The 12,123-nt window shown below is 64.4% G+C and carries 13 protein-coding genes; 8 read left to right on the forward strand and 5 right to left on the reverse strand.

The window, feature by feature from the left end:
- Together AC1DKD_RS12840 and AC1DKD_RS12845 are read left to right on the forward strand one after the other, a co-directional pair.
- Nucleotides 1–294: type II toxin-antitoxin system MqsR family toxin (locus AC1DKD_RS12840; protein ID WP_477143353.1), on the forward strand; the 294-nt coding region annotated here is incomplete at its 5' end.
- A complete protein-coding gene (locus AC1DKD_RS12845) occupies nucleotides 291–692 on the forward strand; it encodes a type II toxin-antitoxin system MqsA family antitoxin (protein ID WP_441631492.1) in 402 nt (133 codons plus the stop codon). The genes AC1DKD_RS12840 and AC1DKD_RS12845, both read left to right, overlap by 4 nt.
- 24 nt (nucleotides 693–716) lie before the next feature.
- Here AC1DKD_RS12845 and AC1DKD_RS12850 read toward each other — a convergent pair whose 3' ends face one another.
- Nucleotides 717–1,493, reverse strand: a complete 777-nt coding sequence (locus tag AC1DKD_RS12850) for an exodeoxyribonuclease III (RefSeq protein ID WP_441631494.1) — start codon at nucleotides 1,491–1,493, stop codon at nucleotides 717–719.
- 30 nt (nucleotides 1,494–1,523) lie between these two features.
- Here AC1DKD_RS12850 and pyrE point away from each other — a divergent pair, with 30 nt between their 5' ends.
- From pyrE to AC1DKD_RS12870, 4 genes are all read left to right on the forward strand, one after another.
- Nucleotides 1,524–2,210, forward strand: coding sequence for an orotate phosphoribosyltransferase (gene pyrE, locus AC1DKD_RS12855; RefSeq protein ID WP_441631496.1), 687 nt, complete (start codon nucleotides 1,524–1,526; stop codon nucleotides 2,208–2,210).
- Nucleotides 2,211–2,384: 174 nt separating this feature from the next.
- Complete coding sequence (locus tag AC1DKD_RS12860; RefSeq protein ID WP_441631498.1) at nucleotides 2,385–3,125, forward strand: acetoacetate decarboxylase; 741 nt, start codon at nucleotides 2,385–2,387, stop codon at nucleotides 3,123–3,125.
- 94 nt (nucleotides 3,126–3,219) lie between these two features.
- Nucleotides 3,220–4,002 carry a 3-hydroxybutyrate dehydrogenase gene (locus tag AC1DKD_RS12865; RefSeq protein WP_045236184.1) on the forward strand — a complete coding sequence of 261 codons (783 nt, stop codon included), beginning with the start codon at nucleotides 3,220–3,222 and terminating at the stop codon, nucleotides 4,000–4,002.
- A 283-nt stretch (nucleotides 4,003–4,285) separates the two neighbouring features.
- A complete protein-coding gene (locus AC1DKD_RS12870) occupies nucleotides 4,286–5,503 on the forward strand; it encodes a DUF3734 domain-containing protein (protein WP_441631525.1) in 1,218 nt (405 codons plus the stop codon).
- Nucleotides 5,504–5,560: 57 nt separating this feature from the next.
- Here AC1DKD_RS12870 and AC1DKD_RS12875 read toward each other — a convergent pair whose 3' ends face one another.
- The 4 genes from AC1DKD_RS12875 to AC1DKD_RS12890 form a co-directional block, all read right to left on the reverse strand.
- Nucleotides 5,561–6,370: a polyphosphate kinase 2 family protein gene (locus tag AC1DKD_RS12875; protein WP_441631500.1), complete on the reverse strand. Its 810-nt coding sequence runs from the start codon at nucleotides 6,368–6,370 to the stop codon at nucleotides 5,561–5,563.
- Between the two features lie 48 nt (nucleotides 6,371–6,418).
- On the reverse strand, nucleotides 6,419–7,285 hold the full coding sequence (dapF, locus tag AC1DKD_RS12880) for a diaminopimelate epimerase (protein WP_441631502.1): 867 nt from the start codon (nucleotides 7,283–7,285) through the stop codon (nucleotides 6,419–6,421).
- A gap of 100 nt (nucleotides 7,286–7,385) precedes the next feature.
- Nucleotides 7,386–8,279, reverse strand: coding sequence for a lipid A biosynthesis lauroyl acyltransferase (locus AC1DKD_RS12885; RefSeq protein WP_441631504.1), 894 nt, complete (start codon nucleotides 8,277–8,279; stop codon nucleotides 7,386–7,388).
- Nucleotides 8,276–9,214, reverse strand: coding sequence for a lysophospholipid acyltransferase family protein (locus AC1DKD_RS12890; protein ID WP_441631506.1), 939 nt, complete (start codon nucleotides 9,212–9,214; stop codon nucleotides 8,276–8,278). The genes AC1DKD_RS12885 and AC1DKD_RS12890 overlap by 4 nt, the downstream gene beginning before the upstream one ends.
- A gap of 381 nt (nucleotides 9,215–9,595) precedes the next feature.
- On the opposite strand from AC1DKD_RS12890, the gene metK reads away from it, so the two are divergent.
- Nucleotides 9,596–10,759, forward strand: a complete 1,164-nt coding sequence (metK, locus tag AC1DKD_RS12895; RefSeq protein WP_477143354.1) for a methionine adenosyltransferase — start codon at nucleotides 9,596–9,598, stop codon at nucleotides 10,757–10,759.
- A gap of 310 nt (nucleotides 10,760–11,069) precedes the next feature.
- Nucleotides 11,070–11,960, forward strand: coding sequence for a Kdo hydroxylase KdoO (locus AC1DKD_RS12900; protein ID WP_441631527.1), 891 nt, complete (start codon nucleotides 11,070–11,072; stop codon nucleotides 11,958–11,960).
- The last annotated feature ends 163 nt before the right edge of the window (nucleotides 11,961–12,123 follow it).

Raw genomic sequence — 12,123 nt, forward strand, 5'->3', positions numbered from 1 at the left:
ACATACGCCTCACTGCAGGCTCTCGGTGATCAGGACTTGGCCATCGACGGGCGGATTTGCCTGACCAGCTCTGCTGCCGTTCACAGTCGCAAGCTCGGATTCGACAGTGCCGACGTGATCGCCGTCATTGCTTCGCCGACTTCGGCCGACTTTTACAAGAGCATGACGACCTACGCGGATCACAAGGTATGGCAGGACGTTTACCGGCCGATTACCGCCGCCGGTGCCCTGTATCTGAAACTGACGGTCACCGATGCGGTGCTGGTTGTGTCATTCAAGGAGCTGGAACCATGAAATGTCCAGAATGCGGGGGTGCGGAACTGGTGCAGGACACGCGCGACGTGCTTTTTACGTACAAGGGCGAAACTGTCATCATTTCCGCGGTCTCGGGCGGCTTTTGTCCGGCGTGCGGGGAAATCGTGCTGGATCCGGATCAGGCGGACCGGTACGGCGAAGCGGCGGTGGCGTTCCAAAAGCAGGTCAATGCCGCCATCGTCGATCCCGCCTTCATCGTGGCCGTGCGCAAGAAGCTGAGCCTGGACCAGCGTGAGGCCGCCGAGATATTCGGCGGCGGCGTCAATGCCTTCTCGCGCTACGAAACCGGAAAGACCAAGCCGCCGCTGGCGCTGGTCAAGCTGCTCAAGGTGCTGGAGCGGCACCCGGAGCTGCTGGAAGAGGTGCGCTCGGCGTAGCCGGTGCGCCCTTGGCCGTACTCGTTACAGCGGGAAGTCGTAGTCGATCGACAGCGGCGCGTGATCGCTGAACTTCTCGTCCTTGTAGATCGAGGTGGCTCGCGCGGTCTCGGCGATCTTCGCCGTGGTCAGGTGGTAATCGATGCGCCACCCGACGTTCTTCGCATAGGCCTGGCCTCGGTTGCTCCACCAGGTGTACTGTTCGGGGCGCGGGTCCAGCTTGCGGAACACGTCCACATAGCCATGCACGTCGAAGAGTTCGCCGATCCAGCCGCGCTCTTCCGGCAGGAAACCCGAGTTCTTCAGGTTGCCCTTCCAGTTCTTGATGTCGATTTCCTTGTGCGCGATGTTGACGTCACCGCACAGCACGATCTCGCGGCCGCTGGCCTTGAGTTGCAGCAGGTGGGGCAGGAAGGCTTCCATGAAGCGGAATTTCGCCTGCTGGCGTACTTCTCCGCTGGAGCCCGAGGGCACATAGACCGAGATCACGGCGAGGTGCGGATACTGCACCTCGACATAACGGCCTTCGTTGTCGAACTCGGGGACGCCGAAGCCGGTGATCACGCGCTCCGGCTTGTGCCGCGTGTAAAGGCCGACACCGCTATAGCCTTTTTTTTCCGCATAATGGAAGTAGCCGTGGTAGCCATGTGGCGCCAGAAACGCTTCCGTCATGTCGGCAGCCTGCGCCTTGAGCTCCTGGACGCAGACCATGTCGGCGTCCTGCTTGCCCATCCATTCGAAAAAGCCTTTCTTGGCCGCGGAGCGGATGCCGTTGAGGTTGGCGCTGATAATCCGTAACATCTCGGGAAATTTTGAAATCAGAGAGAAAAGATGACGCAGCAGACGACGCAGCCCGGCGCTGGCGACCTGAGCCAGACCTTCATCCGCTTCGCGCTGGACGCCGGCGTGCTGTCCTTCGGCGAATTCGTGACCAAAGCGGGCCGCAAGTCGCCGTATTTCTTCAACGCGGGCCTGTTCAACCAGGGCGCGATGCTGGGCCAGGTGGCGCAATTCTATGCGAAAACCCTGCTGGCCTCCGGTTTGGAGTTCGACGTGCTGTTCGGGCCAGCCTACAAGGGCATCACGCTGGCGTCCGCCACGGCGGTTGCGCTGTCCGGTCTCGGACGTGATGTCGGCTTCGCCTACAACCGCAAGGAAGCCAAGGACCACGGCGAGGGCGGCACCCTGGTGGGCGCCAAGCTGCAGGGCAAGGTCGTGATCATCGACGATGTGATCTCGGCCGGCACCTCGGTGCGCGAATCGATGGCGATGATCCGCGCCGCGGGTGCGGAGCCCGCCGCCGTGCTGATCGCACTGGACCGCATGGAAAAGAGCGGCACCGCGGACCAGGTGGGGACGCATTCCGCGGTGCAGGATGTGCAGCGCGAATATGGCGTGCCGGTGATCTCGATCGCCAGCCTGACCGACCTGCTGGCCTACCTGGATGCTTCGCAGGATCCCGCGCTGGGCGGCTCGCGCGAGGCAGTGGCTGCCTATCGGCAGCGCTACGGCGTATAGTCTGGAACCTGTTGCAGGTTGCGTGCAAAGGTCTGTCGCAATGCAGCAGATGACGGGAACCGCGCAGGAAGGACGCCGGTCTGACTGATCTAGCTGGCTGGCCAGCCCGGCCGCCGGCAATTCGCCTTGCCGCCCGGCAAGGCGACGCAGCATCTCTCAGGAGGTTAGCTGGCGATGGACATCAAGACGATCCGCGAGCAGGCATTCGCCATGCCGCTCACCAGTCCGGCCTATCCGATGGGGCCATACCGCTTCATCCATCGGGAATTCTTCATCATCTCCTACCGCACCGATCCCGGGCTCCTGCGCGCCGTGGTGCCGGAACCCCTGGAGATCGCCGATGCGGTGGTCAATTACGAATTCATCCGCATGCCGGACTCCACCGGCTTCGGCGACTACACCGAATCGGGCCAGGTGATTCCCGTCACCTACCAGGGCAAGCCCGGCAACTACACCCACGCCATGTACCTCGACGACCTGCCGCCACTGGCGGGCGGGCGCGAGCTATGGGGCTTCCCGAAGAAGCTCGCTTCCCCGCAGCTGGCCGTCCATACGGATACCCTGGTCGGCACGCTTGACTACGGTCCGGTGCGCGTGGCCACCGGCACCATGGGCTACAAGCATCGCGAGCTCGATGCGGCCGCATTGGGGGTGGCGCTGTCCACCACGCCCAACTATCTGCTCAAGGTCATACCCCACGTGGATGGCACCCCGCGCATTTGCGAACTGGTCTGCTACTTCCTCAAGGACGTGGCAATGAAGGGCGCCTGGACCGGGCCGGCGGCACTGTCGCTGTTCCCGCATGCGCTGGCGCCGGTGGCCGGCCTGCCGGTGCTGGAAGTCATTGGCGCCAAGCATTACGTTGCCGACCTCACCCTCGGGCTGGGCGAGGTGGTGTTCGACTATCTGGCCTGAACGGCCTGCATCCACATCGGTCTCCATCGGCTCGACCCATGCGGTCAATCCGGTCAGCCCGATCCACCCGCATCATCCGCAAGGGAGGTACGTCATGAAGCTCCAGGGAAAATCCGCCATCGTTACCGGCGCCGCCAGCGGCATTGGCAAGGCTATCGCTGATTTGCTGGCCAAGGAAGGCGCAGCGGTCGCCATCGCCGACCTGAACCTCGAGGCGGCGCAGAAGGCCGCTGCCGATATCGAGGCAGCAGGCGGGCGCGCTATCGCCGTGGCCATGGACGTGACCAGCGAAGACGCCGTCAACAATGCAACCGACGCGGTCGCCAAGGCGTTTGGCGGCATCGACATCCTCGTTTCCAACGCCGGCATCCAGATCGTCAACCCGATCCAGAACTACGCCTTCTCCGACTGGAAGAAGATGCAGGCCATCCATCTCGACGGCGCCTTTCTCACCACCAAGGCCGCGCTCAAGTACATGTACCAGGACAAGCGCGGCGGCACCGTGATCTACATGGGGTCGGTGCATTCGCACGAGGCCTCGCCGCTGAAATCGGCCTACGTGGCCGCCAAGCACGCGCTGCTGGGCCTGGCGCGTGTGCTTGCCAAGGAAGGCGCGGAGTACAACGTGCGCTCGCACGTGATCTGTCCGGGTTTCGTGCGTACGCCGCTGGTGGACAAGCAGATTCCCGAACAGGCCAAGGAACTCGGCATCAGCGAGGAAGACGTCATCCGCCGCGTCATGCTGGGTGGCACGGTGGACGGCGTATTCACCACCGTGGACGACGTGGCGCAGACCGCGCTGTTCTTGTGTGCGTTCCCGTCGGCGGCTTTGACGGGGCAGTCCTTTATCGTGAGCCACGGCTGGTACATGCAATAAGCGGCAAGGAAACGGCCTTGCGGCGGGATGGCCGGGCGCTGGCGCGCCACGGCACCGCCGCCCGGCCGGCATGGCTGCAGGCAACGTTGTTAAGCAAAGCAATCAAGGAGGGGTCGTGGCAGGCGGACGTCGGCAAAAGCAGGATCAGGCAGTACCAGGAAGGAGCGCGCCGAAGGCGGCCGTGAAGAGCGCAGCGGCAGCCGTTGTGGCGGACCCCGCAGCGCCGGCGATCAAGCGCGAGGCGCGCAAGAGCGAAGCGCTGGACCCGCCGGAGCCAAACCTCCTGCCGCCCGGCGGCTGCGCGCCGCCGGACCCGGAGCCGCAAGGGGACGGCAGCAAGCGGCCGGTTCACCACGAATACACCGTCAGGGCGCTGGTGCTGCAAGGCGGCGGCGCGCTCGGTTCCTATCAGGCGGGGGTGTATCAGGGCCTGGCCGAAGCCGGCATCCAGCCGAACTGGGTGGCAGGCATCTCGATCGGCGCGCTGAACGCCGCGGTGATTGCAGGCAATGCGCCCGAGCGCAGGGTCGAGCAATTGCGCGCCTTCTGGGAGTACATCTGCCGGCAGCCCTGGCTGCCCAGCCTGCTGCCGTATGAGGTCGTTGCCGAGAGCGCCGTGCACTGGCCCGATCCGATGCGCGTCTGGTTCGACGGCATCGAAGCCGCGCGCGCGGTTTTAGAGGGACAGCGTGGCTTCTTCCAGCCACGCCCCTGGCCCAGCCTGCTCGAACGCCAGGCCGGGCCGGGCGCCTCCAGCTACTATGACACCTCGCCGCTCAAGAGCACGCTGGAGCGTTTCGCCGATTTCGACCGCATCAACGAGCAGCATCACGAGATGCGGGTGTCGGTTGGCGCGGTCAACGTGCATACGGGGAACTTTGCCTATTTCGACAACACCCGCCGCAAGCTGCGTGCCGAGCATTTCATGGCCTCGGGTGCCTTGCCACCCGGCTTCCCGGCCGTTGAGATCGATGGCGAGTTCTACTGGGATGGCGGCCTGGTGTCCAACACGCCGTTGTCCGAGGTGCTGACCGCCCAGCCGCGGCGCGATGCGCTGATCTTCCAGGTGGACCTGTGGAGCGCGCGAGGCAAGTTGCCGCACAACCTGCTGGACGTGGCCGAGCGCCAGAAAGACATCCAGTATTCCAGCCGCACGCGCACCATCACCGACTACATGGCCGAGCAGCAGAACTACCGCCGCATGCTGAGCGAAGTGATGGCGCTGGTGCCGCAGGGCCAGCGCGACAACGACTGGTACCGGAAAGCGGCGGGGTACGCGTGCGACGCGAGACGCAATGTGATCCAGCTCATTTATCGCGATAAGACATTCGAGGGGAATGCCAAGGATTACCAGTTTGGACGACTGACGATGAATGAGCACTGGACCAGCGGGCTGGATGATATTCGGGAGACGTTGAAGCATCCGGAATGGCTGGCTATGCCCACGCATGAGAAGCCGTTTGTCACGCACGATATTCATCGGGGGAACGGGCATTCGTGATTGGGCGGGGAGAAGGCTTGACTGCGGTCGCGGTCGCAGTTAAAGCCCCCGCCAACCCTACACCACCTTCAATTTCGCCAACTCCGGCTTGCCCGGCGGATACTCCGGCTTCAACCTGGTGAACACCTCCATCAGGATCTCAGCCACCATCAGGTTCCGATGCGTCTTGGAATCCGCCGGCACGATATACCACGGTGCTTCCGGCGTGCTTGTGGCGGCAATGGCGGCCTCATAGGCGGTCGCATAGCTCTTCCAGTACTGCCGCTCTTCCAGGTCCTTGGGGTCGAACTTCCAATGCTTCTGCGGATCCGCCAGCCGCGCTTCAAGCCGGGATTTCTGCTCGTCCTTGGAAATATGCAGGAAGCACTTGACGATGGTGGTGCCGGTTTCCAGCAGCATCGTCTCGAATGCGCGTAGCTGCTTGTAGCGGCGCTCGCATTCGTCGTCGTCGATCCATTCGTGTACGCGCGTGATCAGCACGTCTTCGTAGTGGCTGCGGTTGAACACGACGATCTCGCCGGCGCGCGGCACCTGGGCGTGGATGCGCCACAGGTAGTCGTGCGCGAGTTCTTCGGCGGTAGGGGCCTTGAAGGCGACCACGCGAATGCCCAGCGGGTCGAAACTGCGAAACACGCCACGCACGGTGCCGTCCTTGCCGCTGGTATCCATGCCTTGCAGCACCACCAGCAGCTTGCGCTTGTGTTCGGCGTAGAAGATGTCTTGCACCGCGTCGAGCTGGGTGCTCAGCTCGGTCAGGCGGGCCTGGTCGGCGATTTTGTCGCCGCTGGAGAACGGCTTGGCGCCACTGTTGAAGTCGGCAAGGCGAAAGTTCTTGCCCGAGGTGATGCGGAAATCGGCGAGCGACATTGGCACTCCATGGTGGGCGCGGCCGTGGCTGGCCGCAAGCCCCTATGGTCAGGCCGGCAGCCGGTCCAGGTCAATGCTGCCTTCGAATACCGTGGTGGCCGGGCCGGTCATTCGCACCGACTCGCCTTCGCCGTCCCAGGCGATGGAGAGGTCGCCGCCATGCGTATGCACCAGCACCGGCGAGTCCAGCAGACCACGGCGGATGCCGGCGACGACCGCCGCGCACGCGCCGGTACCGCAGGCCAGCGTCTCGCCGGCCCCGCGCTCGAACACGCGCAGGCAAATGGCATGACGCTCCAGCACCTGCATGAAGCCCGCGTTGACGCGGTTGGGAAAGCTCGCGTGATGCTCGATGATGGGACCGTCCTGCAGCACGGGGAACGCCTCGGTGTCATCCACCACTTGCACCGCATGCGGATTGCCCATCGAAACCGCGGAGATCCATTCCGTGCGGCCGTTCACTTCCAGCCCGTAGAGCGTATCGCGGCCTTCGGCCCTGGTCGGCAGGCCGTCGGGGCGGAAGGGGACGCGGGCCGGCTCGAGTTCCGGCGCGCCCATGTCGACCGTGACCTGGCCGTCGTCTTGCAGGGTCAGGGTGATGACGCCATTCATCACTTGCACGCGTACCGAGCGCTTGTCGGTCAGGCCCTGGTCCGTGACGAAGCGCACGAAGCAGCGGGCGCCATTGCCGCAGTGCTCCACCTCGCCGCCGTCGGCGTTGAAGATGCGGTAGCGAAAGTCGACGTCGTCGCGGGTGGGCTTCTCGACCACCAGGATCTGGTCGGCGCCTACGCCGAAATGGCGGCTGGCCAACGCGCGCCATTGCCCGGGCGTCAGGTTCAGGGTCTGGTGGATGCCGTCGAGCACGACGAAGTCGTTGCCGGCACCGTGCATCTTGGTGAACTGGAGTTTCATAGTGCGATTGTAGTCGGGCTGTCCGGCGCTTGCCGGCGGCTTATCGAAGGTGGCTCGGGCGGCATATCTGACAGGTGGTGCCCGCGCCGTGCCTGCCTGGTCAGTAGTTTTCGCGCTCGCCGTCCGGGCGGTGCTTGAAGCGCTTGTGCACCCAGTAATACTCGGTCACGCGCGGGCGGATGCAATCTTCGAAGAAGGCGTTCATGCGCCGGGTGTCCGCGGTCACGCTGTCGCCGGGATAGTTTTCCCACGCTGGCAGGATGCGCAGCACATATCCCTTGTAGTCGGGCAGCATCTCGGTATAGATCGGCACGACCTTGGCGCCGGTCAGCCGCGCCAGGCGCGATACCGAAGTCAGCGTGAGGGCTTCCACGCCGAAGAACGGCACGTATTCCGAGTCGCGCTCGCCGAAGTCCATGTCGGCGATCAGTTGCAGGGCTTCGCCTTTGCGCAGGCAGCGGATGATGTCGCGCGCACTGTCGTTGCGGGCAATCATCTTGGCGCCGAAACGGCCGCGCGCATGCTTGAGGAAACCGTCGAACAGTTCGTTCTTCTGCCTGGTGTAGAGCGATGCGCCGGAGCGCCTCACGTGTTCGCGCAGATGGATGGTGAGCCGGATCGCGCCGGCCTCCACGCCTGAGAGATGCAGCGTGACAAGGATGTGGGGCGTACCATCCAGCGCCACGAGATCGGCCTGGTCGTCGATCTGGACCCAGCGGCGCATCTGTTTCTCGCTGCCAGTCCAGAAGATGCCGCGCTCGGCAAAGCTGCGGAAGACATTGCGGAAGGTCTGGCGCGAGAGCGATTCGATCTCGGCCTCGGTCCGCTCGGGGAAGCACAGGCGCAGGTTGGTTTGCACCACGCGGCGGCGGCTGCTGGGGATCAGGTAGAGCAGGCTGCCGAGTCCTTCGCCGAAGCGTGCAACAAGCGGATAGGGAAGCTTGCCCAGCACGGTCAGCAGGCCGATGCCAAGCCAGGTGAAAATGCGGCTCATTTTTGGTCGTCAGAGAGGGATACGGATGCTGTGGGCGGCACTTCCAGTGGATTGCGCGAGGCGTCGCCCGGCGGCGCCCGGGGCGGATCCGCTGGTGGCAACTCCGCGCCACCCGGATGCTTGTAGCGGTTGTAGCCCCACAGGTACTGGGTCGGGCATGCCCTCACCAGCTTTTCGACGGCTTCGTTGATGACGGCGACAGCTTCGGCCGGGTCGGCGGGCAGAAGATGGTTGATGACCTGCATATGGCCGAGATAGCCGACGCCGCGCGGCAGGCGCTCGGCGAAGACCACCGCGATCGGTGCGCCCGTGAGTTGCTGCAGGCGCTGCACCAGCGTCATGGTGTAGGCGGGCTTGCCGAAAAACGGCGCCCAGGCGCCTTCGCCGCCGGTCGGAACCTGGTCCGGCAGGATGCCAATGGCCTCGCCGCGCTTGAGTGCCTTCACCAGCATACGCACCCCGCGCGGCTGCGCGGGCGCCATGGCCAGGTTGGGCCGCGTGCGCATCTTGACGATCCAGTCGCGCAGCCAGGCCTGGTGTGGTGGCTTGTACAGCGCCGTGACCGGATGCCGCAGTGCAAATGCCTGCGGGAGCACTTCGAAGCAGCCCAGGTGAGGCACCAGGATGATCAGCCCGCGCCCCTGCGCCATCAGCCGGTCGAGTTCCGGCCAGAGCCGGTCGGCAAAGCCGTACATGCGCGCCTCGGGATTGCGCCGGCTCCAGAAATAGGGCATTTCCAGGATCATGCGCCCCGTCGAGCGGGCCGCTTCGGCCAGCATCGCCTTGCTGGCATCGGGGTAAGCCTGGCGCAGATTTTCGGCCAGCCGCCTGCCATAGCGTCCTGGCAGGCGTGCCGCCAATAGTCCGAGCACGCCGCCAATGGCGTGCAGCCACCAGAGCGGCAAGCGGGAAATCAGCCAGAACAGGAAGGTCATCGGGTTGCGATAGCGGCCCGGTGGGCCGGGTGGGTAATTAATGTTTTGCCGGGCGGTGCCGTTAGTGGGGCTATCAACAAGCATTCAATGCTGTAACGGGGCCCGCCTTGCGGCGTGCACGGCCTGCGGGCAGGTGCCAAGCCAGCGGTATGCCGCTAACTGGATGGCGCTAGCCGGCGACAGCGCCTGGTATGCAAGCAAGTCCAAGATAACGACACGCTGCAGCACCGCTTGCAGGCGCGTATAATAGCGCGTATCGCCGAGTTAACTGACAACTTGCGGGGCGATACCGTTCTACCGGAACGGCTTGAAAATACCGCTAAAGCGTCGCCGCCCGGGCTGAGAGGTTGGCGCGCAATAGCCAAACCTGGAGAAAAGTTCGTGGCAAACGACTTCCTGTTCACTTCGGAATCTGTCTCCGAAGGCCATCCCGACAAGGTCGCTGACCAGATTTCCGACGCAGTCCTCGATGCCATCCTGGCGCAGGACAAGTACGCGCGCGTGGCAGCTGAAACGCTGTGCAACACCGGGCTGGTAGTCCTCGCCGGGGAAATCACCACGACCGCCAACGTCGATTACATCCAAGTCGCGCGCGACACCATCAAGCGCATTGGCTACGACAACACCGAATACGGCATCGACTACAAGGGCTGCGCCGTGCTGGTTGCTTATGACAAGCAATCGCCCGACATCGCCCAGGGCGTGGACCGCGCCTCCGACGACTAYCTGAACCAGGGCGCSGGCGACCARGGCCTGATGTTCGGCTACGCSTGCGAYGAAACGCCSGASCTGATGCCCTTCCCGATCTACTATTCGCACCGCCTGGTCGAGCGCCAGTCGCAACTGCGCCGCGACGGACGTCTGCCCTGGCTGCGTCCGGACGCCAAGTCGCAAGTGACCGTGCGCTATGTCGACGGTCGTCCGCACAGCGTGGATACCGTGGTGCTGTCGACCCAGCACGCGCCGGATATCAGCCAGGCGCAGATCCGCGAAGCCGTGATCGAGGAAATCATCAAGCCGGTGCTGCCGGCCGAGATGCTCAAGGACACCAAGTACCTGGTCAACCCGACCGGCCGCTTCGTCATCGGCGGCCCGCAAGGCGATTGCGGCCTGACCGGCCGCAAGATCATCGTCGACACCTACGGCGGCGCTTCGCCGCACGGCGGTGGCGCCTTCTCGGGCAAGGATCCGTCGAAGGTTGACCGCTCGGCTGCCTATGCCGCGCGCTATGTCGCCAAGAACGTGGTCGCCGCCGGCCTGGCGCGCCAGTGCCAGGTGCAGGTCAGCTACGCCATCGGCGTGGCCCGCCCGATCAACGTGACGGTGTACACCGAAGGCACCGGCAAGATCTCAGACGAGGCGATCGCCGCGCTGGTGCAGGAGCATTTCGACCTGCGTCCGAAGGGGATCGTGCAGATGCTCGACCTGCTGCGCCCGATCTACGAAAAGACCGCTGCTTACGGCCACTTCGGCCGTGAAGAGCCGGAATTCTCGTGGGAAGCGACCGACAAGGTCGCTGTGCTGCGCGCTGCCGCCGGCCTGTAAGCGCTGCACCCGCCGCACCGGAACGCCGCCCTCGGGCGGCGTTTTTTCGTCTGGCAGGTGCCGCGCGCGGCTTGGGGCGAGCCTTGTCCTGGATCAAGCGGGCCGATGCGGGGCATGGCGGGGCACGGTCGCGAGGGTAGAATCGCGGGATGGCAAAGCGGTGCGGCGAGTGGCGCTTTGTTATCCCGGCGCAGCGTGTGCATGTGCGCACTGAAGCCCGCCGGAGCCCGCATACCGAGGATGCCCCATGTCACCTGATTCGACCCTTACGCCTTCCGCGCCCAGCCCGGCCACCGCGCCAGGGGCAGGCATGCCCGCGCTCAACCTGATCCGGCCTCAGCCCTATACCGAGTGGGCGCCGCAGGTCGATGCCGGCACCAAAGCCGAACTGCGCCGCGAACTGGAGCAGGGCGCGGTGCTGTTCTTCCCCCAGTTGCGCTTTCAGTTCGAGCCGGGCGAGGAACGCTTTCTCGATAGCCGCTGGTCGGACGGCAAATCCAAGAACATCAACCTGCGCGCCAGCGACCAGGCTGTGCGCGGCGCGACTGGCGGCGAGCAGGACCTGAAGGACCTGTACCGCCTGATTCGGCGCTATGCCGAATACAGCGAGAAGCTGGTGCTGAGCCTGTTCCCGGAATATGGCCCGCACATGGTGCGCGCCGGCACCTCATTGCGCCCGAGCGAAATCGCCGGGCGGCCGGTGAGCTGGCGCAAGGACGACACCCGGCTGCATGTGGACTCCTTCCCGTCCAATCCGCTGCTGGGTCAGCGGCTGCTGCGCGTATTCCACAATATCGACCCGCAGGCGCCGCGCGTGTGGCGGGTGGGCGAACCTTTTGGCGACTTCGCGAAGCGCTTTGTGCCGAAGACCAAGGGGATGTGGCCGGGGCAGGCGAAGGTGATGGAGTTGCTGCATATCACCAAGCGCCGGCGTTCGGAGTATGACCATCGCATGCTGCAGTTGCATGATCTTGCCAAGGCCGATCTGGCGTACCAGGCGAGCGTGCCGCAGCAGGAATTCCATTTCCCGCCGGGGTCGACCTGGATTGTGTTCAGCGATCAGGTGCTGCACGCGGCTATGCGGGGGCGGGCCATGATGGAGCAGACTTATTATTTGTCGCCGAAGGCGATCGGGGACCATACGCATTCGCCTGAGGCGGTGTTGTCGCGGATGTTGGGGCGGCCGATGGTGGTGGGTTGAGGCCCATCTTCGAAGTCAAAGGCTTAAAGTCAACGGCGGTTTCACCCCCCTGCGGGGGGCGACCTACTTTCTTGTCTCGCCAAGAAAGTAGGCAAAGAAGGCGCCCCATACGGGATAGGTAAACCTTGACGGCTCGCTTCGCATCGCGGGCCGCACATCCAGT

It is taken from the genome of Cupriavidus sp. 05T313, from assembly GCF_056396665.1.

Excerpts from the sequence above, each read along its gene's own strand:
- AC1DKD_RS12850 (WP_441631494.1), bottom strand. The coding sequence starts at position 1,493 with ATGTTACGGATTATCAGCGCCAACCTCAACGGCATCCGCTCCGCGGCC.
- AC1DKD_RS12860 (WP_441631498.1), top strand. The coding sequence starts at position 2,385 with ATGGACATCAAGACGATCCGCGAGCAGGCATTCGCCATGCCGCTCACC.
- AC1DKD_RS12890 (WP_441631506.1), bottom strand. The coding sequence starts at position 9,214 with ATGACCTTCCTGTTCTGGCTGATTTCCCGCTTGCCGCTCTGGTGGCTG.
- dapF (WP_441631502.1), bottom strand. The coding sequence starts at position 7,285 with ATGAAACTCCAGTTCACCAAGATGCACGGTGCCGGCAACGACTTCGTC.
- AC1DKD_RS12875 (WP_441631500.1), bottom strand. The coding sequence starts at position 6,370 with ATGTCGCTCGCCGATTTCCGCATCACCTCGGGCAAGAACTTTCGCCTT.
- pyrE (WP_441631496.1), top strand. The coding sequence starts at position 1,524 with ATGACGCAGCAGACGACGCAGCCCGGCGCTGGCGACCTGAGCCAGACC.
- AC1DKD_RS12845 (WP_441631492.1), top strand. The coding sequence starts at position 291 with ATGAAATGTCCAGAATGCGGGGGTGCGGAACTGGTGCAGGACACGCGC.
- AC1DKD_RS12865 (WP_045236184.1), top strand. The coding sequence starts at position 3,220 with ATGAAGCTCCAGGGAAAATCCGCCATCGTTACCGGCGCCGCCAGCGGC.
- AC1DKD_RS12900 (WP_441631527.1), top strand. The coding sequence starts at position 11,070 with ATGCCCGCGCTCAACCTGATCCGGCCTCAGCCCTATACCGAGTGGGCG.
- AC1DKD_RS12885 (WP_441631504.1), bottom strand. The coding sequence starts at position 8,279 with ATGAGCCGCATTTTCACCTGGCTTGGCATCGGCCTGCTGACCGTGCTG.